The sequence below is a fragment of the Desertivirga xinjiangensis genome (assembly GCF_024436435.1).
In the GTDB taxonomy this organism is placed as follows: domain Bacteria; phylum Bacteroidota; class Bacteroidia; order Sphingobacteriales; family Sphingobacteriaceae; genus Desertivirga; species Desertivirga xinjiangensis.
The window spans coordinates 327,459-351,398 of sequence record NZ_JAFMZP010000003.1; the positions used below are offsets into that span (position 1 = coordinate 327,459).

The window sequence follows — 23,940 nt, forward strand, 5'->3', positions numbered from 1 at the left end:
TATATTTAGCATTTTTGTACTATGCCATTTGAAGAGAACAGTGAATATTTTAAGGGACGAGGAGCACAGGTTAACACTCATAATAAGTTTCTAAAAAACAAATATGTCAACGATCATATCGAGGGGCTTGATGAGGAGATGCACGAAAATGTTTCTACCCAAGTATTTGAAGAACATGCCAAAAGTATAGTCAGTATCTCAAATAGTCCCGACCTTCATTTTAATTATTCCATTAACCCATACCAGGGCTGTGAACATGGTTGCTTGTACTGCTATGCCCGGAATACCCATGAGTACTATGGATTCAGTGCCGGATTAGATTTCGAAAGGAAAATCATTGTTAAACGCAATGCCGCTGAATTACTCGAGAAGTTCTTTAACAAGCCAGGTTATCAGCCTCAAACTATTATGCTTTCAGGCAATACAGATTGTTATCAACCTATTGAACGTCAACTGAGGATCACCCGGTCGCTGCTCGAAATATTTCTTAAGTATAAACATCCGGTAAGTATAATCAGTAAAAATAATCTTATTGCCAGAGATATGGACATTTTAACCGAACTGGCAAGGCTAAATCTGGTAGATGTTACTGTGACCATAAATTCCTTGAACGAAACACTGCGTCAACTTATGGAGCCGCGAACGGTAACAGCAAAAAGCAGGCTAATGTTGATAAACAAGCTTGCTAACGAAAACATTCCGGTCCGCTTAATGATGGCGCCTATCGTCCCTGGCTTAAATAGCGACGAAATCCCTACATTGATCAAAGCTGCAGCAGATGAGGGCATAGGCGCTGCGATCTTTACCATTGTACGTCTTAACGGGGCAATTGCTGAAATTTTTTGTGACTGGATCCGTAAAACCTATCCAGACCGGGCAGATAAGGTTCTGCACATGATTGCAGATTGTCACGGGGGAACTTTGAATGATAGTCGTTGGGGAAATCGTCTTCGCGGAGATGGAAAAATTGCTGAGAGTATCCACCAATTATTTAAAATTTCGGTCAGTAGGTATCTGCATGGGCGAAGTCTTCCACCTCTCGACTTATCCCATTTCACACCCGCAGGAGGTAAACAAACTCGTTTATTCTAGCGAACAAAAAAAGCGATACATACTCTGTATCGCTCTCTTATATTTTCAGCTTATTTGCGTTTAAACTATTTCTGTTTTTTCACCCGCCAGCGCCTCATCAACCAGGATACGTCCGCAATGCTCGCAAACGATTACTTTTTTATGCTGACGGATATCCATTTGGCGTTGAGGAGGAATTTGATTGAAACATCCGGAGCATGAATCACGCTGAATAGTTACAACTGCCAGCCCATTCTTAGCATTCTGACGTAAACGGCTATAAGCAACTAACAAACGCTCATCTATAGATTCAGCAGCGGCGCTTGCTTTAGCATTCAACTCATCTTCCTCTTTCTGAGTCTCCGACGTAATATTCTCCAGCTCAGCTCTTTTAGCTTCAAGATCTTTCTTTCTGTCTTCCAGATCAGCCATAGCCTTTTCAAAAACCGCAGTTTTATTGGTGATCTCAAAACCAAATTCTTTAATCTTTTTCTCGCTCACCTGAATGTCCAGCCCCTGAATTTCAATCTCCTTAGAGATAGCATCATACTCACGATTGTTTTTAACATCGTTAAGCTGGCTTTCGTATTTTTTAGTAGCAGCCTGTGCATCTCTTATTAGATTCTTTCTGGTTACAATAGCATCTTCAAGATCATCCAGCTCAGACTTTATCTTGTTAATCCGGGTTTCAAGACCCGCTACTTCATCTTCAAGATCGGATACCTCCATTGGAAGTTCCCCACGGACCTGTCTGATCTTATCGATTTTAGTATGAATATTTTGAAGCTCGTATAATGCCTTAAGCTTTTGTTCTACGGTTTGTTCCATTAAATTAGATAATTTATTGGGTTTGTATTTACTGTTGTTAAATGGAGTGCAAAGTTAGCAAATTTTTTCCGAATAATGTCAAACAACAATTGTTGCGTAAATTGCTCACTTTCAAAATGTCCAACATCAGCAATTATTATTTTTCCTTCCGCATCAAAAAACTCGTGATACTTATAATCTGAGGTAACAAACACATCTGCGCCGGCTGAAATAGCTTGCTTCAATAGAAAGCTGCCGGCTCCTCCACAAACTGCCACCTTTCTCACTGCTTTATTGCGAACAGCTGTATGCCGGACAACCGTAGCATGCAAGTTTTTTTTCACAAGCTGCAGAAAATCAGCTTCAGGCATTTCAGCATCCAAATGTCCAAGCATTCCTGCCCCTACTTCCTGGAAACCGTTGCTGAGCGGGTATAGATCATAAGCGACTTCCTCATAAGGATGTGCTTGAAACAGCGCTTGTAAAACCTTTCTCTCTATAGATGATGGATAAATGGTTTCTATGGATATTTCGGACTCCTGATGCCTGATCCCCTTTTCGCCTACATAAGGATCCGTGTTACTACCCGCTTTAAATGTTCCTATACCTTCCGTATTAAAACTGCATTCCGAATACCTACCTATTGAACCGGCACCGGCGCTAAATAGAGCATCACTAACAATTTCAGCATGACTCAAAGGACAAAACGTCACCAATTTTTTCAGCAAGCCGGTCTTTGGTGAAAGTACTGTACAATTCTTTAAACCCAGTTTGTCACATATCATCGAGTTTACACCGTCTAAAACATGATCAAAATTTGTATGGATAGCATATAAGGCAATATCATGCTTCAATGCCTTCATCACCACGCGTTCTACGTAGGTATTACCATTGAACTTCTTGAGTCCTTTAAATACAATGGGGTGATGCGAAATAATGAGACCACAATTTTTCTCTATAGCCTCGTCGACAACAGCTTCCGTGCAGTCCAGCGAAATGAGCGCAGACGTAATTTCAGCATCAGGATCTCCTATAATTAATCCTGAATTGTCGTAATCTTCCTGATAGGCCAAAGGAGCGATCTCTTCAAGATAGGATGTCAGTTCAGATAATTTCATGCTTACTCGTTTGACTGATCTATTCCTTCTTCGTCGTTTTGAAGCACACGTTTATACCAATTGATCTTCATCCAGTATTGAACAAAAAAGAAGATCTGGCTAAAACCAATTACACCAACAACGGCGGCAAAGCTCGATGGAACAGGGACCAGCATTGACACCAGCGCCACGAGAGAAAGTATAGCAAACGTTATTCCTGATGCAAATGCAGGACGCTCTTCTTCTTCAAAGTCCCGGCTTCTCAATTCATTGGCAATAGATCGTGACATACCGAAAACAACTATGAAGTTTATAATACAATTAATCACTGGAATAAGCAAAAGCCATATACTCGAAGATTGTAAAGCTTTGTTTTCCGGACTGACATATGATAGTGCCTTTATCAGGCTTCTGCAAAACATTATGGTTATCAAAATGTTTACCAGGGCAGCAAGTCCTAAAGTTAGTAAATTCTGTGGATCAGTTGGCATTTGCATAATTCCACAAATTAACATTAGTTAATCCACCTGAACAAGCGTATCAACATATTTATTAATAAACTAAATAGAACCATGGTGGTTATTGGAAAATAAAAACGGAAATTTTTGCGTTCTATTTTAATATCGCCCGGTAAATTCCCTATCCAATGGAGTTTATCATAAAAAAAGTAGATGATAACACCGATTAGTGCCAGAATCAAACCTGCTATTATTACCAACTTACCAGTATAGGAACTCATCTGCTAAATCGTATCATTTGAGCGCATTCCGCGGCAACTTTCTGATTAAACTCAAAAGCGAGACTTTTATGATTGATGGCATCAACAATTGTACCTACAAAGCATAGACCAAAAGTAAATACATATAAAATACCCATTCCTATCTGGCCTACCATAAACCGTTGTACACCGGCTACGATTACAAAACCCAGCAAGGTGAAAAGTAATATATCCGTCGGACTATGACGCTTGCTACCATAAAATGCAATGAACTGCCGCACTTGTTCATCATTCATACCTTCCATAACTTTCTGCACATACGCAAATTCCTCTGGAGTGATCCCTTTCAAGGAATAAAGAAAATCTGAACTAATCATGGCAAATCTGGTGAGTTTTTTCAAGAAAGGTAAAGAAATTTTTTACTTAAAGAAAATATTCTGCCAACTAAAATAATCAGGGCAGGCAAACCTAAAATATGGTATTGAACGGATTTTTCCACTTCACCATGTAAGATACATGCAACAGCTCTCCCTAACCCGCAACCCGGACACCATTTTAAACCCATAGCTCCTAATGGGCAAAGCGTAAAATGGTGCTGGTCTAATGGTAAAAAAGCAAGTGCAGTCAGAGCGGCAATCCAAAATACTAACTCAAAATTCCGTAATAAATTCAATTACAAATTATGTTGTTTATTCATCAAAAGTAATGAAATCACCAAAGTAGACAATATCCCGATCACACCTGCGGCACCAACCCGGGCCATATAATCAGTTTGTAAACCCTTAATTACATAAGTAACATATACCGACGCAAAAAATGAGGCGATAATTCCTCCCACAATCATTATCTTGAACCCTTCGAAAATTCCTTCAAAAAATTCCATCCTACCACCGTTAACCCGGTTTCTGAAGTTTTTTATGCCCAGGTATAAACCTGTAACTGGAATAATACCTGAAACATATTCAAGCCATGAAGGCTGATCAGCCTTTGGAAACTGGCTTTCGTATACGCCTGCAAAATGTAATACTAATATCCATACACCACTCGCTATACCAATAAAAGCTCCGTATTTAAATGCGTTTTTCATAATTATACGTTATTACTAAGTTAAGATTAGGGCCGATAAATTTTTAACATCTTGTATAGATAAATTGTTCCCACCTTTAATAAATTTTAACTTGACAGATCATTTCTGCATATATATCAAGGAAATAAAAACAAAAAGCCTGTTGATTAAATTTTTGATAGTAATTTACCCCGCAATTTTATTTGATAGATTTTTGTGTTGTGAACGTAAGGGAAATTTTAGATTTATATAAAAACGATAAACGACTTGAAGACCTGGCGGCAGCATTAAACGCGGCAAGAGGTCCAAGAGTGCATTTAAAAGGATTAATTGGATCTAGTGATTCAATTATTGCTACAGCTGCATACTTTCATCAGCATGCTAATATGCTGTTCGTACTGCCAGATAGAGACGAAGCAGCGTATTTCCAAAGCGACCTGGAAAATCTCCTGAATAAAGAAATCTTAATATTTCCTTCTTCCTACAGAAAACCTTTTGAATTTACTCAGCCAGACCCAGGCAATGTATTACAAAGAGCTGAGGTACTCAATGAATTAATTCATTCGACCGAATTTGGAAAGTTAATTGTCACTTACCCTGAGGCCCTTGCCGAAAGGGTAATTAACCGGGCGTCGCTGGAGAAGAATACCCTGGAAATCTCTACCGGTAACAAGTTAAATATTGACTTTATAAATGAGTTTTTGATTGAATATGATTTCGAAAGGGTAGACTTTGTTTATGAGCCAGGTCAATTCTCCATTCGTGGTGGTATTGTGGACATATTTTCATTTTCACACGACCTACCTTACCGGATAGAATTTTTCGGAGATCACATTGAGAGCATCCGTACCTTTGAGATAGAAGATCAATTATCAACAGAAACCGTTAAAAGTATCACCATAGTTCCTAACGTTCAGTCGAAGTTCCTGACAGAGCATAATATATCTCTGCTCGAGTATATTGATGCCGGTACCTCTATATGGTTCAAGGATGTTCAATTTACTTTAGACATTTTAAAGGATGGTTACAAAAAAGCAACGGAACTATGGAAAGCACTTCCGTTAAGTGATAAAAATCAAAACCCCGAGTGGATAGATCCCAAATTCAATTTTACTGAAGAAAAGTTGCTCGCCGATCAACTGAAAGATTTTTCTATTGTCGAATTTGGTAAACAGTTTTTTTATCAGGCAACCAGTGTCATTAACTTTGATATTAAACCTCAGCCATCATTTAATAAAGATTTCAATCTTCTTATTCACAATATCAAACAAAACGAAAGCCAGAGAATAATTAATTTCATTTTTACAGATTCTGTAAAACAATCAGAACGACTGTATTCTATTTTCGATGATATCGACAAAACCGTAAAATTCACGCCAATAAATCTTTCGTTAAGAGAAGGTTTCGTTGATTACGAGCAGCGGATAGCATGTTATACTGATCACCAGATATTTGACAGGTATTATAAATACAAACTTAAAAAAGGCTACACACGTTCACAGGCAATCACCCTTAAAGAACTTCGCGAATTAAAATCAGGCGATTATATTACTCATATTGATCATGGGATAGGTAAATACGCCGGGCTTGAAAAAGTGGAAGTGAATGGTAAAACCCAGGAAATGATACGCCTTATTTATGCAGACAATGATTTGCTGTACGTTAATATCAATTCTCTAAACCGGATTTCTAAATATTCAGGCAAGGAGGGAACGGTACCTAAAATGAACAAGCTGGGTACTGATACCTGGGAAAAGCTCAAAAAGACCACAAAAAAAAAAGTTAAAGACATTGCCCGGGACCTGATAAAGCTTTATGCCGTCCGCAAAGCTCAAACCGGAAACGCTTTCCTGCCCGACACCTATCTTCAAAATGAGCTGGAAGCATCATTCATCTATGAAGACACTCCCGACCAGGAAAAGGCTACCGCAGATGTTAAAAAAGATATGGAGTCACCGCACCCTATGGACCGCCTTGTATGCGGAGATGTTGGATTTGGTAAGACAGAAATCGCGGTACGGGCAGCATTTAAAGCTGTTGCAGATAGTAAGCAGGTTGCTATATTGGTACCCACAACAATCCTCGCACTCCAGCATTATAAGACATTCACTTCCCGCTTAAAGGACTTCCCCTGTAACATCGATTATATAAACCGGTTTAAGTCAAGTAAACAGATAAAAGAAACACTTAACAAACTGACTGAAGGTAAAGTTGATATAATTATCGGCACACACCGCATAGTGAGTAAAGATGTAAAATTTAAAGATCTTGGTTTACTCATAATCGATGAAGAACAAAAATTTGGAGTTGGCGTAAAAGAAAAGCTTAAACAATTCAGAGCCAATGTTGACACACTCACCTTAACAGCCACTCCAATACCACGTACCCTGCATTTTTCCCTCATGGGAGCGCGGGATCTATCCATTATATCCACACCACCACCTAACCGCCAGCCTGTAGTTACTGAATTGCATGTTTTCAATGAAAAGCTAATTAAGGAAGCTGTGGAATTTGAAATCAGCAGGCAAGGCCAAATATTCTTTATACACAACCGCGTGCAGGACCTGGCGCAACTTGGAGGAATGATTAAAAAGCTTGTTCCCAAAGCCAGGATCGGTATTGCTCACGGACAGCTGGAAGGTGATGAGCTTGAAGATGTCATGTTAAAATTTGTCAACGCTGATTACGATGTGCTAGTGGCCACTACCATTATTGAAGCCGGGCTTGACATTCCAAATGCAAATACTATCCTTATTAATCACGCCCATATGTTTGGTTTAAGCGATTTACACCAGATGCGCGGCAGGGTAGGTCGCTCAAATAAAAAAGCTTTTTGTTATTTACTAAGCCCCCCCCTTTCAACTCTTACGCCGGAAGCAAGGAAAAGACTAAGCGCAATTGAAGAATTTTCCGATCTGGGTAGCGGCTTCAACGTCGCTATGCGAGATCTGGACATTCGTGGCAGCGGGAACCTCTTAGGTGCAGAACAAAGCGGTTTTATTGCAGAAATAGGTTTCGAAATGTACCACAAAATACTGGATGAGGCAATTCAAGAGCTGAAAGATGACGAATTTAAAGACTTGTTCCAGGATGAAAAACCGCGTCCGATAGTTTCCTTTACACAAGTGGATACCGATCTTGAAATTCTCATTCCCGACAGTTATGTTACAAACATCACTGAACGTTACAACCTGTACACTGAGATATCTAAACTTGAAAATGATACGGATCTTGAAAACTTCGCCAGGCAACTTACAGACCGCTTTGGACCCATGCCAAGGCAAGTGAGCGAACTATTAAATTCGCTGAAGCTGCAATGGTTAGGCAAAAGCATTGGCTTTGAAAAGATTTCCTTAAAAAAGAACTCGTTAAAAGGGTACTTTGTTTCTGACCAGCAGTCTCCTTATTTCGAGAGTGACGCATTTAACAGGGTACTGGCCTTTGTAAAAGATAATATGCGCCGGTGTAATCTTAAAGAGGTTAAATCAACACTTCGTATTTCTTTTGAGGATATCAGGAGTCTCGATGAAGCAATTCGTGTTCTTGAAGAATTAGCCGGTGTTCCTGCTTAGAGGTCACTGGCTAACTTGAAAGGTAATAGGCAAAACCATATTAGTTCTAACAGGACTTCCGTTCAATACACCTGGCTTCCATTTAGGAGAATTCTTAACTATTCGCAAGGCTTCCTCGTCACATCCGGCTCCGATACCCTGTCTTACTTTTGCATCCTTTACAGAGCCATCCTTATCAATTACGAACGATATATATACCTTGCCTTGAATATTTGCCTGACGGGCCGCTAAAGGGTATTTAATATTATTCGATACATATTTGATCAGCTCTTTCTGACCGCCTGTAAATTCGGGCTTCACATCCAGCGCTGAAGCCTCATAAACTTTGTTTTCTGCAGATACCTCAACAGCCGGTGCTGAAACCTCCACCGATGCCGCCGGCTCTAGCACATCAGTAGAATCTGGTTCAATAGTTTGAATTATCTCATCTTTTACATCAATATCGCGGAGGGACACTATCTTTCCATCACCATCGATGATCATCTCATACTGAATATTTCCTGAATACTGCTGTCTTAGAGATGGACGGAAATAAGTTTCTTTCGTCCAATAAGTAGCTATTATCCGGTCATTCTGACGCTCAAACTTAAGTGACGACACTATCCATACCCGGCGTAAATTCTCAGTATCCTCTCGGCGTTTCCAATAGATCTCTTTCAGCCGCGTATGGGTGAGGTTATGGAAATTAAAAAATGTCTCAGTAATATTAGCAAAATAGCTCGGCGGATCAAAATATCCACGGCTTTGATCATAATAGAATGCTTCTATAAATTTTACCAGCGATGTCCGAACTTCAGATTCACTCATATGAGAGCTTTCATCCAGTATTGATGAGTTGTTTTCGTCTTCCACAACTTTGACAGGTACAGCTTCCTCTTTTTTCAATCCTTTCCAGGGATCGTCTACGAAAAATGTCATATAGCCCATTACAAGGATAATGATACCTAATATCAGACCCATATATAACAATGAGCGGTCTTTTCTTACAACCGTTTTTTCTTCAGTTCCGTCTTCCGTATTCAAAGGCGTGTTTTCCATTTCCAATTATCTAGCTGACAAAATATAAATATACAAAAACGAGGGGTGCAGCAAATAAGAGACCATCAAATCTGTCAAGTAAACCTCCATGACCAGGAAGCAAGGATCCGGAATCCTTTTTGCCAATACTCCTTTTTAGCATCGATTCACATAAATCTCCAAAAGTACCGCCAACTACTATTAACAACGAAATAACTGACCAGTCAATAACCGACAACTCAATATATTGTGTACTTAAAATAAAGGCTACCAGCAAACTTGAAAACATCCCGCCGAAAAAACCCTCCCATGTTTTTTTCGGTGAATGGCGTTCAAATAACTTTGTCTTACCTAATTTAACACCAAAAAGGTAAGCTCCTGTATCGCTCGCCCAGAGTAACAATAAAATTCCTAAGGGAATATGGAAATTATACTCCCCGCTAATAAATGCAGATGCGCTGAAAAAAATAAAAGGTACGATCAGATAACAAATAGCAAAATAAGTAAAAGCCAGATTGTAAAATGGTTTATCAGATTTACGATAAAGCTCTATGATACAAAGCAGAACAGCAAGAGGAGCAGCCAATAAAGTATAATGCAAGCCATCTCCCTCCAGCAAGTATACAGTTACAGGGATGTATACTAACAATGAAAGTAATATCCCTCCGGCATGCTGCGGACTGAGACTTTCTGATTTAACCAGAGTGTAAAACTCGTTGACACAAAGAATAGCTAACAGCATAAAAAAGATGGCAAATGTATAAGCACCCGTCAGTACCGATGCCAGCATAACTAATACAAAGAAAAAACCCGTTATTGCCCTTGTTTTCATAAATCCTTACTAATAATAACCTCTATTGCTTTTTGATAGTCTTTTTGGTGTATATAAATTTCAACATCGCCTATCTTATAAGGGAAGCCCTGTTTATCGAATAAAACAGCATTTATTTCGTTATCTATCAAAACCTGCCTCACAATCTCACACCTGTAATAATCAGATGATGAATAAATCTTAACCCAGTCGTCTTTCATCAAATTCCTTCTTAACAGGTGACAATCTAAAATAAATAAGCAATAGTGCAGATGTAAACAGTAAACTTACAAATGGTAAATAAAACGGATATTCACCTGGTTCATTTAGCATCTCAACAGATTGACCCTTTCTTTGAAGGATAAATGCTAGGATAACCTGAGTGCCATTATTAACAAAATGAGCGATTATGGGAACCCATAAATTCCTGCTAAAATAAAACAGATAGCCAAATAATGAGCCCAAAAGCAACCTTGGAACAAAGCCATAAAATTGCACGTGAATAGCACTAAAAATAATTGCTGCGACCCATATGCCAGCGTGGAAATTTCTGGTCCATCTTGTAAAGATTTTTTGAACACAAGCCCTGAAGAGTAATTCTTCACCTATTGCCGGAACAACAGCAATGATGAGAAGATTTACAAATAGGTCAGCCGGCGACGTCATCACAAGGAACTGTTTAGTTAGAAGTGCTATTTGATCTTCTTTCGCCCTCATCCACGATTCAATTCCTTTCAAAAACTCTGGCAGTTTCATCTTCTGGTTGGCTAATATTGTCCAGTCGATAAACGGGGTGAAAACATACAGGATCACAATAGCCAATATAATCAACCTTAAATCAAGCCGCCTCTTTAGGTCTAGAAAATTAAATACACCAACATGCTGTTGTTTTGCAAATAAAATGGCGGGGACAATGAACGTCCCTATTGATGAGCATAACTGGATGATTTTTAGCACCGGCAAAGCAAAGTCTCCCGTCCGTAAACCATGTAATACATCATTACCGTAAATCAGGTAAGAAACAAAAAAACCAAGGAGAGTGAATAACAAAGTACCGGCTAAAACCAGGAAAATAAGGTTAAGCAGATCTAAAAAAGGATGACGGGCACCTGACTTGTCTTCCATTATCATCGGTTAAATATTTGTATTTTTGCCATTTATAAAATCAGGCAAAGATAGTATTTAAGTATAGCTGATGTCCGTAAAAATTGGAAATATAGATTTAGGTGAATTCCCGCTCTTGCTGGCACCAATGGAAGATGTTAGTGACCCTCCTTTCAGATACGTTTGTAAGCAGAGCGGTGTAGATATGATGTACACGGAATTCATATCGTCTGAAGGGTTAATTCGTGATGCAGCAAAAAGTATCCAGAAACTGGATATATTTGAATATGAGCGGCCAATCGGTATCCAAATTTTCGGCAGTAACATTGATAGTATGAGAGAGGCTACACAGATTGCAACTAAGGCAAGCCCCGATCTCATTGATATCAACTATGGTTGCCCAGTTAAAAATGTCGCTTGCCGTGGAGCAGGCGCCAGCTTGCTTCAGGATATTGACAAGATGGTCGAAATGACAAAAGCAGTTGTTGAATCTACTCATCTCCCTGTCACCGTGAAAACTCGTTTGGGTTGGGACGATAATACCAAAAATGTTTATGAAGTTGCGGAGCGCTTGCAGGACGTTGGGATTAAGGCTTTGACGATACATGGACGCACTCGTTCTCAAATGTATAAAGGACAGGCTGATTGGACTCTAATCAGGGAAATAAAGAGAAACCCGCGAATCCAGATACCTATTTTTGGTAACGGGGATGTGGATTCTGTAAATAAGGCGGCAGATTGGCGACTTGAATACGAGATCGATGGGATTATGATTGGGAGAGCATCCATTGGATACCCATGGATTTTCAGAGAAATAAAACATTTCTTTAAAACAGGTGAAATTTTAGCCGGTCCAACTTTAACAGAAAGAGTTGAAGTTTGTGCTACTCATCTCGAAAAATCTATCGCATGGAAAGGCGAGAAAACGGGTATATTTGAGATGAGAAGACATTATTCCAATTACTTTAAAGGCATACCAAACTTTAAAGAATATCGTATGAATCTGGTTAGCCTGGAAAGCTATAGCGAAATACTTGAAGTACTCAATGAAATAAAAACAAAATTTGAAATTGAGATGGCTTGATTTTTGAATTATTATAGAGGTCTATAAAAATAGAAAAAGCTATGGTAACACATATTACTGAAGGCGTGAAAATATCGGTAGAAACAATCTATCAGCCCGAATATTCCAATCCGGCGAACGACCATTATATGTTTGCTTACAAAATATGTATAGAAAATATGACAGACTACAGTGTACAGCTAATGCGTCGGCACTGGTATATCTTCGATTCAAATGGTACTCATAGAGAAGTAGAAGGAGAGGGTGTAGTAGGGCAACAACCAGTTATTGATCCGGGTGGCTTTCATGAATACGTGTCGGGTTGCAACCTTAAAACTGATATGGGAAGTATGAAAGGAAATTATGAAATGAAACGCCTGGTGGACGAAGAGGAGTTTGAGGTTAAGATACCTGAGTTTTTCATGGTAGCTCCATATAAACTTAATTGATTGTTTTGCATTGTTAAATAAATAAAAAGCTCCCTTGCAATGAAGGGAGCTTTTTATTTTTCACTTAAGTTCAGGTTAGTCATCGCTTCTTCCGCCAAAAAGCATCAAAGCTAGATATAGAAGCTGTGCAACAGATCCCAGAGCAGCTACTACGTAGGTCATTGCAGCCCACCATAAAGCATTTTTAGCCTGGCCATGTTCAACACTTGTCTGCATAATGCCACGGTTGCTTTGTAACCATGCTAATGCCCTGTTACTTGCGTCAAACTCTACAGGAAGTGTTACCACACTGAATAGTGTTACTACCACCATTGCACCAAACGCTACAAGCAATAAAGTATGTCCAACACCCGAGGCCAGTAAGATAAAGCCTAACATAAACACCCATTGCAATAAATTGGATGCAATATTGACAATGGGAACCATTGCAGACCGAAATTGCAGCCATGAATAAGCTCTTGCATGTTGTACAGCATGCCCGCATTCGTGAGAGGCTACAGCTGCGGCAGCAATACTTCTTCCATGATATACCTCAGGACTCAGGTTTACAGTACGATCAGCAGGATTGTAATGATCAGATAACGACCCTTCTACAGAACGAATCTGTACATCATATATTCCATTATCATGAAGCATCTTCTCTGCCACATCCCGTCCCGTTAGACCGGAAGCTAATGGGGTCTCCGAGTATTTTTTAAACTTACTTTTAAATCGCGCCTGTACTATGAAGCTAACTATTGCGATTACTATGAATAATATTAAGCCCATTTTAAATTATTTTTATTTGTACTGATCAAAAAGTATTCCTACTATCATATTGTCATAAAAACATTCGTTCTAACTGACATATAAGCATATGCTTATTGAAATGTATTCCAACCTTGTGCTTTCAAAGCATGAACGTTGCCAGCTTTAGATATCATATTCATACCAGCTGCCTTTTCAGTTATATGACCTATTATACTTATAAACGCACTATTTTTTATTTTATCATAATCAGACTGTTTTATTGTAAAAAGCAATTCATAGTCTTCACCGCCACTCAATGCACAAACAGTAGGGTCGAGGTTGAACTCCCTCGCCGTTTCATACGTCATAGGATCAATTGGAATCTTTTCCTCGTATAAATTACATCCAACCTCTGATTGTGTACAAATGTGGATTATTTCAGAAGACAAGCCATCAGAAATGTCTATCATAGCCGTGGGTTTAATCCCGAAATCTCTAAGAATTTCTACGATATCCTTTCTTGCATCGGGCTTTAGCTGACGCTCGATGATGTAGTCTTTACCTTCAAGATCAGGTTGGATCTGAGGGTTTTCAATAAAGATCCTCTTTTCCCTCTCCAAAAGCTGCAGGCCCATATAGGCACCACCCAAATCTCCCGAAACACATAGCAGATCGCCCTCAGCAGCAGTATTGCGATAAGTGATAGCTTCCTCATCTGCATAACCTATGCTGGTCACACTTATTACCAGACCTTGCTTTGAAGACGAGGTATCTCCTCCAACAATATCCACGTTATATTTTTCACAGGCTAGCAGCATTCCTGAATAAAGTTCTTCAACTGCTTCAAGAGGAAACTTGCTTGACAAACCCAAAGAAACTGTAACCTGGCTCGGTACTGCGTTCATTGCGTAAATATCACTTAGATTAACCTGTATTGATTTATATCCCAGGTGTTTAAGGGGAGTATAAGCCAAATCAAAATGAATTCCTTCCAGAAGCAGGTCGGTCGAAATCAGCATTTTTTTGCCTGAGGGGTCTAGCACGGCAGCATCATCGCCCGCTCCCTTCAATGACGAGGGGTTTTTAAGTTTTATACTCCTGGTAAGATGATCGATGAGTCCGAACTCACCCAAACTGCTTATATCTGTTCTCTCCTTGTTTTCAAACATCTTTTAATCATTTATTGCCTGCCCTACAGACCAAGACGGGCCGAGATCTCAAGCATTCTTTCTATCGGCAGCCTCGCCTTTTCAATTACATGCATCGGGACATCTACCTCCGGAAGTCCATTCTTTAAACATAAATACAACTTTTCAAGTGTATTACGTTTCATATGAGGACAATCGTTGCATGCACAAGCATTATTAGGCGGGGCCGGAATAAATACCTTGTCCGGATTAGCCTTTTCCATTTGATGAATAATTCCACTTTCAGTTGCAACTATAAACTCTTTAGCATCTGTATTCATCGAGTATTTCAGTAAACCAGTGGTCGATCCTATATAATCAGCCATACTTAAAATAACATCCTCACATTCCGGATGCGCGATAAACTTCGCTTCAGGGTGCCTTTCCTTCAGCTTTAATATTCTCTGCACAGAAAATATCTCATGTACCATGCAGGCACCGTTCCATAGTACCATGTCGCGGCCGGTCTTTTTTGATACATAAGCACCCAGATTCTTATCAGGGCCAAAAATTATTTTTTGGTCTGGTGGCAAACTGTTCACAATTTGCACTGCATTAGCAGAAGTACAAACAATATCACTTAAAGCCTTAAGCTCTGCTGAGCAATTGACATACGTAATAACCAAATGGTCAGGGTACTTCTCTTTAAACTTTGCGAACAAATGTGCAGGGCAACTATCCGATAAAGAGCATCCAGCTTTCAAATCCGGCAATAAGACTTTCTTTGATGGAGATAAGATCTTTGCTGTTTCTGCCATAAAGTGTACTCCGGCAAACACAATTACCTCAGCGCCTGTTTTAGCAGCTTCCTGCGATAAGCCAAGACTATCTCCTATATAATCAGCGATATCCTGGATATCCGGCTCCTGATAATAATGCGCCAATATTACGGCATTCTTCTCCTTCTTTAGTTTTTCTATTTCATCAAATAGATCCAGTGTAGGATCTATTGGCTCATCTACGAAACCCTTAACATTTATTTCTTCAAAAATATCCATTTTCAACACTACAATAAAATACAAATATCTATTTAAAATATATTCTTATGGTTTATTAGGGTGTTAGTAATGTTAGGAAGATAGCAAACTAAAATTTGATTTTTTTGTTCTTTATAACTTTTCAACACTTTATTAACACTCTTGATAAATCAAACTACTGAGAATTAAGAGGCTAAACTCTCATAATTTTTATGACTTGAGTTTTACTGTTAATTCTTTGATGTGTTTGAAACGTTAACAACTACGAGTTTTTCTGCTTATAACTTTTTCAAAATAGATAGAATTTTAGCCTTTTTCACAATCGAAATATAGTTATCGTAATTTTTAAACCAGTTTCTATACAAAATTAACATCTTTACAGTGGTTTATCCACATTGACTAAAGAAGATTACATTTTACTAATTTATTTTTGATGAAGAATGTTGATTTCCTTGTTGTTGGTTCTGGCATTGCCGGACTTAGTTTTGCTCTTAAGGCAGCCCAACATGGTAAGGTACTGATTGTTACGAAGGCAAATGAAGACGAATCTAACACTAAGTATGCACAGGGAGGTGTTGCTGTGGTTGTTGATAAGTCAGATTCCTTTGACAAACATATAGATGATACACTCGTAGCCGGTGATGGCTTATGCGATCGGAGGGTGGTTGAGGCGGTGGTTAAGGAGGGTCCGGAAAGGATTCAGGAGATAATCGATTATGGAACTAATTTCGATACAACCAAGCCTGGTATCTATGATCTTGCTAAGGAAGGGGGACATTCTGAGAGCCGGATACTACATTATAAAGATATCACTGGCTTCGAGATAGAACGGGCTTTACTTGAGCAGATTCATAAGAACCCAAATATTGAAATTCTAACTCACTATTTCGCCGTTGAGTTAATAACTCAGCATCATCTGGGGCAGTTTGTTGGAAAAAAATCGAATAACATAGAGTGTTACGGGATTTATGCACTAAATACAGAGACCAATAAAGTAGAAAGGTTCCTGTCGAAAGTTACTGTGATGGCTAGTGGAGGTGCTGGTCACATATATTCTAATACAACAAATCCCACTATCGCTACAGGCGACGGTATAGCTATGGTTTATAGAGCTAAGGGCAAAGTTCGTAATATGGAGTTTATTCAGTTTCACCCTACAGCGCTTTATAACCCGGGTGAGTACCCCTCATTCTTAATTTCTGAAGCGGTTCGTGGTTTTGGTGGTATTTTACGCGACAGGACTGGGAGAGAGTTTATGAAGGATTACGATGCTCGTAAGGACCTTGCCCCCAGGGATGTAGTTGCCCGAGCTATTGACTCTGAAATGAAGAAGTCGGGCGATGACTTTGTTTACCTGGATATAAGGCACAGGAGTAAGGAAGACATACTATCACATTTTCCTAACATTTATGCACGCTGTCTTAGTATCGGGATTGATATGACTAAGGACTTTATTCCTGTCACCCCTGCTTGTCATTATATGTGTGGAGGTATTTTAGTTGATGAATTTGGCCGGTCGTCTATACGCAGCTTATATGCGTGTGGAGAGTGCTCGTCTACAGGGCTTCATGGTGCTAACCGATTAGCTTCTAACTCATTACTAGAGGCTACAGTTTTCGCACACCGGATTTATCTCGACGCAGTGAAAGTATTTAAAGAGAGTATCATTCCAGCAGACATTCCAGAGTGGGATGAAACGAACACTGTATTGCTAAATGAAGATATTTTGGTAACTCATAACTTGCGTGAAACTCAAAAAATAATGAGTGATTATGTTGGTATTGTCCGGTCTGATTTCAGGTTGGAACGGGCAATGCGGCGACTTAAATTGCTATATGATGAGACGGAGGAGTTTTATAAAATGACCAAGCTGTCAGTAAAGTTATGTGAATTGCGTAATGTTATTCAGTGCGCGTTTATTGTTATAAAGTCTGCGATGCTGCGTAAAGAAAGCCGCGGGCTGCACTATACAACTGATTATCCGGAGCATAGTCAGGATATTACAGATACTATTTTTTAACATTGAAGCTTAAATATGGCATTAGTATTAGCAGTTAAAGGTGTTTTACCCATTTGGGGAAATGATTGTTTCCTGGCGGAGAATTGCACTGTTGTCGGTGACGTGGTTATGGGTGATAATTGTTCAGTGTGGTTCAATGCAGTCATCCGTGGAGACGTTAATTATATCCGAATTGGGAGTAATGTCAATATCCAGGATGGTGTAGTTATTCATTGCACATACCAGAGGGCAGGTACAACCATTGCTGATAATGTGTCTATTGGTCATAATGCTTTGGTTCATGGCTGTACTTTGAAGAGCAACACACTTATTGGCATGGGTGCTATTGTGATGGACAACGTAATTGTTGAGGAATATACGATTATAGCTGCGGGAGCTGTAGTCCTTGAGAACACAGTTTGTGAATCAGGCTACATTTATGCAGGTGCACCTGCCCGCAAGATCAAGCCAATCAGTGACGAGCAGAAAGTCTTGTTAAGACAACTGCCGCAAAATTACATTTTGTATTCCAGCTGGTTTACTGTGAAGGAGGGGGAATAGTTATTTTTTCCTCCAGATCCCAGTTAGCTCGTAATGTTATTTCAGTAGGGCTATTCCAGATTTGTTCTGGTTGCTTCTTTTCTTTAACGCTACCCGTATCCCATATTCCGTTCTTGTTTTCATCATACGTAATTCTGATGGAGTATTTTCCTACTGAATACATGGTATAGTTTATCGTCCTGTTAGTGTTTATGATAGTTTTGGTAATTGGCTGATCACTTGCATTGAGTAGTTCTATCAGATAGGCCTTAGAAGTATCGGGAACAGTGAAATGGACGTTCAGATTGCCATAATTCTCCTCATCATCTCTTGTGATCGCCTTTTTGAATTGTTTGTTCAAGCCGCCGTATGTGCCTTTAACTGCGTTGTCTGCGATAGTTAGGTCATACGACTTTTCATTTCTCCAGGAGTATTTTAATCGATATTTTCTTGTTGACACTGAATCCCGTTCGAATCTGAATCCTCTAACCGGAACTGAGTCTTGTAGTAAGGTTACTAGTTTTGTATCAATAGTGCTTATAGGTGCAGAGAAGCTTAAAACGACGTCTGTGCCAGGCTTTACTCTTCCTGTTGGGATATTATCTTCGATACCAATGGTTTGTTTGTAATCGTCCCGTTTAGATCTTCTGATCATAGTAGTATCTAAAGGTTTTCCATTGTTTAGAATAGCTACTTTAATGGAGTCAAATGTTAGATCTTTCGTCCAAAGCAGTGCTGTATCGCCATTTCTGCTAAACTCAACTATCTTTTCGTTGTTTAATTCTGCCGGACTTAATATCTGCAGCGAGGGCGTTTCTAGTTTTTGGTTAAATGTGTATATGATTCTGCCGGTATTCTCTATTTTTCTGTCTAGTAATCGGAAAACGGTAGGTTCTTCTTTGAAGAGATGCAGCTTAATTCCGGATGTATCTTTTCGCAGTATTACAGGGTTTTCGATAAAAGCGACTTCGTCGTTTGGAGAGTTGTAAATTTTATCACCTCCGTCTTTCTCATAAACTGCATAGATCCGGTAGGTATTCTCCTTCAGATATTGCAACTTGAAGTTTCCTGAAGAGTCAGTAGTGGTAAATATATGGGCCTTCTTCTTACCGAATAGTGTGTCCTGATTCGCAGGTAGCAAGAATACCGTAGCGTCAAGTTGAGGTGCTTTTGTGATCGCATTTGTCACTGTGCCCGTGATAGAAAGCGAGTCAATTTTACTGCCTGTGGAAAATACGTATGAATAGTTTTTGAGTATGTTTCCCTCGTTGTAATCCACTATTCCATTGCCGAAATTAATTGTATAGGTGGTATTCTTCTCCAACGTATCCTGAAATCTAATGTGGAGGTATTTTTTTTTAATCTTATATTCAGGTTGCTTATCTACGTCGGGAGACAAGCTAATTTCCTTCGCTGTATTGCTCAGCTTAAAGTATTCATTGAGCTGAATACTTATTTCCGGCGAATTAAAATTTAATGTAAAATTCTTGGGTGATTCCGATAATACCTTCGGTGGCTCCGTATCCTTAGGTCCCCCGGTGGGTTGCTGAATGCTTGCACAGCCAAAAAACATCGCTAACAGGATAATTGATATTAGAAAATTTACGCTAAAGTATCGTTTTAAATTTGAGGGCATTTTAATGCGATTTAAGCAACTTTTACTTTTTTCGGAACCAAACCTATTCTCATTTCAAGATAGGTCGTCAGTTCTTTTTATTTTAAGTTTTTTAACTGTCTGTAAATCAAGTATTTATAATTATCTTGACATGTGAACCATTAATACAGATATATCTGAAGGAGAAACTCCTGAAATACGTGAAGCCTGTCCTAAAGTCCGTGGTTTTATTTTCATCAATTTTTCTCGGGCTTCCTTAGAAAGGGAAACTAAGTGATTGTAGTTGAATTCGGGATTAATCTCCTGGTCTTCCATTTTCTTCATCTTACCAACTATTTCAAGTTCTTTCTCAAAATAGCTTTCATACTTCACTTTGATCTCTGCCTGCTGAATCGTATCCTGATTATATTTGTTTAGATAATCCGTAAGCGCTTTACTCGCCTTCTTTAGATCTTCTAATCCAACCTGTGGCCTGGAAACTAACTGGAACATCTTTACGCTCTGAGTTAGGCGGGATGTTTTAAGTTCTTCCAATAGTGAGTTTACTTCGCCTGCATCGATGGACGTGTTTTTTAAGAAACGAACAATATCATCCGAATTACTTATTTTCTTGTTGACGACATCAAGCCGTTCATCGCTAATTAAACCTAGCTTATGTCCGATTGGGCTGAGACGTATATCTGCATTGTCCTGACGAAGAAGTAATCTGTGTTCAGCTCTTGATGTAAACATACGGTAAGGCTCTTCAGTTCCCTTAGTAACAAGGTCGTCGATCAATACGCCTATATAAGACTCTGAGCGCTTCATGATCAATTCATGCTCATCATTGATTTTTTGATGAGCGTTTATTCCAGCGATAAAGCCTTGACTTGCGGCTTCTTCATAACCAGTTGTGCCATTGATCTGACCCGCAAAAAAGAGGTTATTAATTAGCTTTGTTTCTAATGTTAAGTCGAGCTGCGTAGGAGGGAAGAAGTCGTATTCAATCGCGTAGCCAGGTCTGAACATCTTAACACCTTCAAACCCTGGTATTAATTTTAAGGCCTTGTATTGAACATCTTCTGGCAATGACGTCGAGAAACCATTAACATAAATTTCTACCGTGTTCCAACCCTCTGGTTCTACAAAAATTTGATGCCTTTCACGTTCAGCAAAACGGTTGATCTTGTCCTCGATAGAAGGACAGTACCGTGGACCTAGACCTTTTATCCGTCCAGTAAACATTGGTGATTTTTCAAAACCTTCTTTAAGGGTATCATGAACTTCGCTGTTGGTATACGTGATCCAGCAGCATCTTTCTTCGGTTGGGAGCTCGATATTGGTATAAGAAAATCTCCCGCCCTGAGGGTCTCCCCATTGCTCTTCCATTTTGGAATAATCCAGGCTTCTGCCATCTACACGTGGGGGGGTGCCCGTTTTCATACGTCCGGATTCGAAGCCTAACTCTACCAATTGTTCTGTTAATCCTGTAGCTGATTTCTCCGCAGTCCTGCCTCCGCCAAACCGCTTTTCTCCAATATGTATTAATCCATTTAAAAAGGTGCCGTTCGTCAGTACTACGGCCTCAGCTACGATTTCAATACCTAAAGATGTAATAACACCGGCGACCCGGTCACCTTTAACTACTAGGGATTTTACAGTGTCTTGCCAGAAGTCAACATTGGGTGTTCTCTCGAGCATCAAGCGCCACTCCTCAGCAAACTTCATCCTGTCGTTTTGTGCTCTTGGGCTCCACATTGCTGGTCCTTTAGAAAGGTTAAGCATTCTAAACTGGATCATAGACTTGTCAGTAACGATTCCTGAGTAGCCACCCATTGCATCTATTTCCCGAACTATTTGACCTTTTGCCACTCCACCCATAGCTGGGTTACAACTCATTTGTGCTATGGTCGCCATGTTCATTGTTATTAATAACACGGATGAACCAAGATTTGCAGCTGCAGCCGCGGCTTCACAGCCTGCATGACCTGCACCAACAACGATTATATCATATTTTTTAAACATTATGTTCCACGTGGAACTTTAAAAGTGTTCCACGTGGAACACTTTTAAAGTTGTATTAATATTCTTTTAATTCTAGAAGCTCCATCCACCTAATGGTGTAATTTTCTAAAGCTGCTTTATTTATTTCTATCTCTTTAGAGATTTCAGAAAGCTGAATATGGTCGCTAATTCCTGAATTTAGTCTCTGAGATAGTTCTTCTATCTTCTCTTCAATTTCAGGAATCCGTGCTTCTAAGTTCTCTAGTTCGCGCTCTTCTTTAAAACTAAGCTTGGATTTTTTCGCTGAATTCTCTTCTTTTATTTCAATCTTTTTACCAGGTGTTTTTAAGTTAGCAACTTCCTCTTCTTTTTCAAGTCGGTAATCAGTATAATTTCCATTATATATCCTTACTTTGGTATTTCCTTCTAGGATAAAAAGCTGGGTAGTTAATTTATCCATAAGGTATCTGTCGTGTGATACCAAAATCAGAACCCCTGAGTATTTTTCCAGAAAGTCTTCCAGTACGTTAAGGGTATCGATGTCCAGGTCGTTCGTTGGTTCATCAAGAATAAGATAATTCGGATTCTTCATCAGCACCCTCATTAATTGCAGGCGTTTTCTTTCTCCACCACTAAGGTTACTTACAAACGTATGTTGTTTAGCAGGTGGGAAGAGAAAATGCGTAAGTAACTGTGATGCGGTAAGTGTTTTTCCATCAGCCATTGTTATGTATTCGGCTACATTTTTTACAACGTCTATAACACGCTCATTTTCCTGAATATCTAATCCTGACTGTTTGTAATACCCAAATTTCGTCGTTTCACCAAATTGCACAGCGCCTTCCTTTGGTTGAACCTCACCTGAAAGTATGTTTAGTAGGGTAGATTTACCACTGCCGTTTTTTCCGGCCACCCCAATTCGATCACCTTTTTTAAACGTATAGCTGAAGTCTTCGATGATCACTTTTTCGCCGAAGGACTGACTAACGTGCTCAAGCTCGAGGATTTTGTTTCCTTGCCGGGATACCTTAGTGCTTAATTCTATTTTCTGGTTTTGATTGATTCCTTTAGTTTTACTCTCAAGATCATAAAAGGCGTCGATCCTGGATTTTGATTTTGTGCTTCTCGCTTTTGGCATTCTGCGCATCCATTCAAGCTCCTTTTTAAGTAAGTTTCTGTTTTTTTGAAGGCTTGAAGCCTCTATTTCCTCTCGCTCACTTTTCTTTTCCAGGAAATAACTGTATTTGCCTTGGTAGGAGTAGAGTTTTTTATTCTCCAGCTCAATGATATGATTGCAAACATTGTCAAGGAAGTACCTGTCGTGAGTTACCATAACGAGTGTCTTTTGACCAGTGGTGAGGAAACTTTCAAGCCATTCGATCATTTCAATATCAAGATGATTCGTAGGCTCATCAAGAACAAATACCTCTGGATTATCGATCAACAGTTTCGCCAGCGCTAAACGTTTTTTTTGTCCTCCGGATAAACTTTTTATTTCCCTATCAGGATCGTGAATTGATAACCTTTGAAGGATAGTTTTTATTTCATGTTCATATTCCCAGGCGTTTAGCTCACTTAATTCGTTAATCAGGTTGCTTAGTTCAAGATCGTCCGGGTTATCTGTTGCGATAAGATGCTCATACTGCCTGATTAATTGTTGTTGCTTATTGTCGAGGCTGTAGATGTAATCAGCTATGGTTCTTTGGCCACCAAAATCGGGGTCCTGTTCTAAGTATCCTACGCTCAATCCTTTTTCTTTAACTACTTTACCCTCAGTAGGTATTAAGCGTTCGCAAAGGATTTTCATTAATGTAGATTTACCTGATCCATTAACGCCCACTAATGCTACCCTTTGACCTTTTGCAATGCCGAATGTAATATCTCTGAATAGCCAGGTATCATTAAATGAATGGCCTAATTGTTCTCCTGATAAAATGCTCATGATATATTTAATACCAATAGTAATATCAAACCACTATTGATTGTGTTTGCTTGAGGTATACGTTAAGTTGCCGCCACGATGTTAAAAGGTTTAGGAGCGCATACCTCACTCATTATCGGCAAAAATACGGAAATAATAGTTCCAATAAGCTATTTGGTGTTGAAACATTTATTTAATGATAAACGAATGAATA

23 protein-coding genes are annotated in these 23,940 nt (G+C 39.3%); 6 read left to right on the forward strand and 17 right to left on the reverse strand.

Annotated elements, in window-relative coordinates; all coding sequences use genetic code 11:
* Window positions 1-21: 21 nt before the first annotated feature.
* Window positions 22-1,092: a PA0069 family radical SAM protein gene (locus J3P37_RS09605; RefSeq protein WP_256010892.1), complete on the forward strand. Its 1,071-nt coding sequence runs from the start codon at window positions 22-24 to the stop codon at window positions 1,090-1,092.
* Window positions 1,093-1,152: 60 nt separating this feature from the next.
* Here the strand turns inward: J3P37_RS09605 and J3P37_RS09610 are convergent, their stop codons facing one another.
* From J3P37_RS09610 to J3P37_RS09640, 7 genes are all read right to left on the reverse strand, one after another.
* Entirely contained in the window at window positions 1,153-1,899 is a 747-nt protein-coding gene (locus tag J3P37_RS09610) for a zinc ribbon domain-containing protein (RefSeq protein WP_256010893.1), read from the reverse strand.
* Window positions 1,899-2,996 carry a Nif3-like dinuclear metal center hexameric protein gene (locus tag J3P37_RS09615; protein WP_256010894.1) on the reverse strand — a complete coding sequence of 366 codons (1,098 nt, stop codon included), beginning with the start codon at window positions 2,994-2,996 and terminating at the stop codon, window positions 1,899-1,901. Before J3P37_RS09615 ends, J3P37_RS09610 begins: the two co-directional genes overlap by 1 nt.
* Window positions 2,997-2,998: 2 nt before the next feature.
* Window positions 2,999-3,265 carry a hypothetical protein gene (locus J3P37_RS09620; protein ID WP_256010895.1) on the reverse strand — a complete coding sequence of 89 codons (267 nt, stop codon included), beginning with the start codon at window positions 3,263-3,265 and terminating at the stop codon, window positions 2,999-3,001.
* A 224-nt stretch (window positions 3,266-3,489) separates the two neighbouring features.
* Window positions 3,490-3,714: a DUF2905 domain-containing protein gene (locus tag J3P37_RS09625; RefSeq protein WP_256010896.1), complete on the reverse strand. Its 225-nt coding sequence runs from the start codon at window positions 3,712-3,714 to the stop codon at window positions 3,490-3,492.
* On the reverse strand, window positions 3,711-4,070 hold the full coding sequence (locus tag J3P37_RS09630) for a TM2 domain-containing protein (protein WP_256010897.1): 360 nt from the start codon (window positions 4,068-4,070) through the stop codon (window positions 3,711-3,713). The genes J3P37_RS09625 and J3P37_RS09630 overlap by 4 nt, the downstream gene beginning before the upstream one ends.
* A 20-nt stretch (window positions 4,071-4,090) precedes the next feature.
* Complete coding sequence (locus J3P37_RS09635; protein ID WP_256010898.1) at window positions 4,091-4,366, reverse strand: DUF2752 domain-containing protein; 276 nt, start codon at window positions 4,364-4,366, stop codon at window positions 4,091-4,093.
* On the reverse strand, window positions 4,367-4,780 hold the full coding sequence (locus tag J3P37_RS09640) for a DUF4199 domain-containing protein (RefSeq protein WP_256010899.1): 414 nt from the start codon (window positions 4,778-4,780) through the stop codon (window positions 4,367-4,369). It abuts the gene before it with no gap.
* 200 nt (window positions 4,781-4,980) lie between these two features.
* Here J3P37_RS09640 and mfd point away from each other — a divergent pair, with 200 nt between their 5' ends.
* Complete coding sequence (gene mfd, locus J3P37_RS09645) at window positions 4,981-8,331, forward strand: transcription-repair coupling factor (RefSeq protein ID WP_256010900.1); 3,351 nt, start codon at window positions 4,981-4,983, stop codon at window positions 8,329-8,331.
* Window positions 8,332-8,334: 3 nt separating this feature from the next.
* On the opposite strand, the gene J3P37_RS09650 is transcribed toward mfd, so the two are convergent.
* Genes J3P37_RS09650 through J3P37_RS09665 form a run of 4 tightly spaced genes read right to left on the reverse strand, consistent with a single transcriptional unit; the run spans window position 8,335 to window position 11,284 of the window.
* A complete protein-coding gene (locus tag J3P37_RS09650) occupies window positions 8,335-9,369 on the reverse strand; it encodes an energy transducer TonB (RefSeq protein WP_256010901.1) in 1,035 nt (344 codons plus the stop codon).
* A 10-nt stretch (window positions 9,370-9,379) separates the two neighbouring features.
* Window positions 9,380-10,180 carry a phosphatidate cytidylyltransferase gene (locus J3P37_RS09655; RefSeq protein WP_256010902.1) on the reverse strand — a complete coding sequence of 267 codons (801 nt, stop codon included), beginning with the start codon at window positions 10,178-10,180 and terminating at the stop codon, window positions 9,380-9,382.
* Window positions 10,177-10,380, reverse strand: coding sequence for a putative signal transducing protein (locus J3P37_RS09660; RefSeq protein ID WP_256010903.1), 204 nt, complete (start codon window positions 10,378-10,380; stop codon window positions 10,177-10,179). Before J3P37_RS09660 ends, J3P37_RS09655 begins: the two co-directional genes overlap by 4 nt.
* Window positions 10,361-11,284 carry a CPBP family intramembrane glutamic endopeptidase gene (locus tag J3P37_RS09665; protein WP_256010904.1) on the reverse strand — a complete coding sequence of 308 codons (924 nt, stop codon included), beginning with the start codon at window positions 11,282-11,284 and terminating at the stop codon, window positions 10,361-10,363. Before J3P37_RS09665 ends, J3P37_RS09660 begins: the two co-directional genes overlap by 20 nt.
* A 70-nt stretch (window positions 11,285-11,354) precedes the next feature.
* Here J3P37_RS09665 and dusB point away from each other — a divergent pair, with 70 nt between their 5' ends.
* On the forward strand, window positions 11,355-12,347 hold the full coding sequence (dusB, locus tag J3P37_RS09670) for a tRNA dihydrouridine synthase DusB (RefSeq protein WP_256010905.1): 993 nt from the start codon (window positions 11,355-11,357) through the stop codon (window positions 12,345-12,347).
* A gap of 41 nt (window positions 12,348-12,388) precedes the next feature.
* On the forward strand, window positions 12,389-12,775 hold the full coding sequence (gene apaG / locus J3P37_RS09675) for a Co2+/Mg2+ efflux facilitator ApaG/CorD (RefSeq protein WP_256010906.1): 387 nt from the start codon (window positions 12,389-12,391) through the stop codon (window positions 12,773-12,775).
* A 75-nt stretch (window positions 12,776-12,850) separates the two neighbouring features.
* Here the strand turns inward: apaG and J3P37_RS09680 are convergent, their stop codons facing one another.
* The 3 genes from J3P37_RS09680 to nadA form a co-directional block, all read right to left on the reverse strand.
* Complete coding sequence (locus J3P37_RS09680) at window positions 12,851-13,543, reverse strand: zinc metallopeptidase (RefSeq protein ID WP_256010907.1); 693 nt, start codon at window positions 13,541-13,543, stop codon at window positions 12,851-12,853.
* Window positions 13,544-13,635: 92 nt separating this feature from the next.
* Entirely contained in the window at window positions 13,636-14,673 is a 1,038-nt protein-coding gene (gene thiL / locus J3P37_RS09685) for a thiamine-phosphate kinase (protein ID WP_256010908.1), read from the reverse strand.
* A gap of 23 nt (window positions 14,674-14,696) precedes the next feature.
* On the reverse strand, window positions 14,697-15,689 hold the full coding sequence (gene nadA / locus J3P37_RS09690; RefSeq protein WP_256010909.1) for a quinolinate synthase NadA: 993 nt from the start codon (window positions 15,687-15,689) through the stop codon (window positions 14,697-14,699).
* A gap of 412 nt (window positions 15,690-16,101) precedes the next feature.
* On the opposite strand from nadA, the gene nadB reads away from it, so the two are divergent.
* Both nadB and J3P37_RS09700 read left to right on the forward strand, forming a co-directional pair.
* Window positions 16,102-17,688: an L-aspartate oxidase gene (gene nadB / locus J3P37_RS09695; RefSeq protein WP_256010910.1), complete on the forward strand. Its 1,587-nt coding sequence runs from the start codon at window positions 16,102-16,104 to the stop codon at window positions 17,686-17,688.
* A gap of 15 nt (window positions 17,689-17,703) precedes the next feature.
* Window positions 17,704-18,228: a gamma carbonic anhydrase family protein gene (locus J3P37_RS09700; RefSeq protein ID WP_256010911.1), complete on the forward strand. Its 525-nt coding sequence runs from the start codon at window positions 17,704-17,706 to the stop codon at window positions 18,226-18,228.
* On the opposite strand, the gene J3P37_RS09705 is transcribed toward J3P37_RS09700, so the two are convergent.
* The 3 genes from J3P37_RS09705 to J3P37_RS09715 form a co-directional block, all read right to left on the reverse strand.
* Window positions 18,206-19,843, reverse strand: coding sequence for an Ig-like domain-containing domain (locus J3P37_RS09705; protein ID WP_256010912.1), 1,638 nt, complete (start codon window positions 19,841-19,843; stop codon window positions 18,206-18,208). The genes J3P37_RS09700 and J3P37_RS09705 overlap by 23 nt on opposite strands.
* A gap of 120 nt (window positions 19,844-19,963) precedes the next feature.
* Complete coding sequence (gene mnmG, locus J3P37_RS09710) at window positions 19,964-21,826, reverse strand: tRNA uridine-5-carboxymethylaminomethyl(34) synthesis enzyme MnmG (protein ID WP_256010913.1); 1,863 nt, start codon at window positions 21,824-21,826, stop codon at window positions 19,964-19,966.
* Window positions 21,827-21,881: 55 nt separating this feature from the next.
* Window positions 21,882-23,747 (reverse strand): ABC-F family ATP-binding cassette domain-containing protein, encoded by a 1,866-nt coding sequence (locus J3P37_RS09715; protein ID WP_256010914.1) that lies wholly within the window; start codon window positions 23,745-23,747, stop codon window positions 21,882-21,884.
* Window positions 23,748-23,940 lie beyond the last annotated feature (193 nt).

Excerpts from the sequence above, each read along its gene's own strand:
- apaG (WP_256010906.1), top strand. The coding sequence starts at position 12,389 with ATGGTAACACATATTACTGAAGGCGTGAAAATATCGGTAGAAACAATC.
- J3P37_RS09615 (WP_256010894.1), bottom strand. The coding sequence starts at position 2,996 with ATGAAATTATCTGAACTGACATCCTATCTTGAAGAGATCGCTCCTTTG.
- J3P37_RS09625 (WP_256010896.1), bottom strand. The coding sequence starts at position 3,714 with ATGAGTTCCTATACTGGTAAGTTGGTAATAATAGCAGGTTTGATTCTG.
- J3P37_RS09665 (WP_256010904.1), bottom strand. The coding sequence starts at position 11,284 with ATGGAAGACAAGTCAGGTGCCCGTCATCCTTTTTTAGATCTGCTTAAC.
- J3P37_RS09640 (WP_256010899.1), bottom strand. The coding sequence starts at position 4,780 with ATGAAAAACGCATTTAAATACGGAGCTTTTATTGGTATAGCGAGTGGT.
- J3P37_RS09715 (WP_256010914.1), bottom strand. The coding sequence starts at position 23,747 with ATGAGCATTTTATCAGGAGAACAATTAGGCCATTCATTTAATGATACC.
- J3P37_RS09650 (WP_256010901.1), bottom strand. The coding sequence starts at position 9,369 with ATGGAAAACACGCCTTTGAATACGGAAGACGGAACTGAAGAAAAAACG.
- dusB (WP_256010905.1), top strand. The coding sequence starts at position 11,355 with ATGTCCGTAAAAATTGGAAATATAGATTTAGGTGAATTCCCGCTCTTG.
- J3P37_RS09610 (WP_256010893.1), bottom strand. The coding sequence starts at position 1,899 with ATGGAACAAACCGTAGAACAAAAGCTTAAGGCATTATACGAGCTTCAA.
- J3P37_RS09705 (WP_256010912.1), bottom strand. The coding sequence starts at position 19,843 with ATGCCCTCAAATTTAAAACGATACTTTAGCGTAAATTTTCTAATATCA.
- mnmG (WP_256010913.1), bottom strand. The coding sequence starts at position 21,826 with ATGTTTAAAAAATATGATATAATCGTTGTTGGTGCAGGTCATGCAGGC.
- J3P37_RS09660 (WP_256010903.1), bottom strand. The coding sequence starts at position 10,380 with ATGAAAGACGACTGGGTTAAGATTTATTCATCATCTGATTATTACAGG.
- nadA (WP_256010909.1), bottom strand. The coding sequence starts at position 15,689 with ATGGATATTTTTGAAGAAATAAATGTTAAGGGTTTCGTAGATGAGCCA.
- nadB (WP_256010910.1), top strand. The coding sequence starts at position 16,102 with ATGAAGAATGTTGATTTCCTTGTTGTTGGTTCTGGCATTGCCGGACTT.
- J3P37_RS09620 (WP_256010895.1), bottom strand. The coding sequence starts at position 3,265 with ATGTCACGATCTATTGCCAATGAATTGAGAAGCCGGGACTTTGAAGAA.
- J3P37_RS09655 (WP_256010902.1), bottom strand. The coding sequence starts at position 10,180 with ATGAAAACAAGGGCAATAACGGGTTTTTTCTTTGTATTAGTTATGCTG.
- J3P37_RS09700 (WP_256010911.1), top strand. The coding sequence starts at position 17,704 with ATGGCATTAGTATTAGCAGTTAAAGGTGTTTTACCCATTTGGGGAAAT.
- J3P37_RS09605 (WP_256010892.1), top strand. The coding sequence starts at position 22 with ATGCCATTTGAAGAGAACAGTGAATATTTTAAGGGACGAGGAGCACAG.
- J3P37_RS09630 (WP_256010897.1), bottom strand. The coding sequence starts at position 4,070 with ATGATTAGTTCAGATTTTCTTTATTCCTTGAAAGGGATCACTCCAGAG.
- J3P37_RS09680 (WP_256010907.1), bottom strand. The coding sequence starts at position 13,543 with ATGGGCTTAATATTATTCATAGTAATCGCAATAGTTAGCTTCATAGTA.
- thiL (WP_256010908.1), bottom strand. The coding sequence starts at position 14,673 with ATGTTTGAAAACAAGGAGAGAACAGATATAAGCAGTTTGGGTGAGTTC.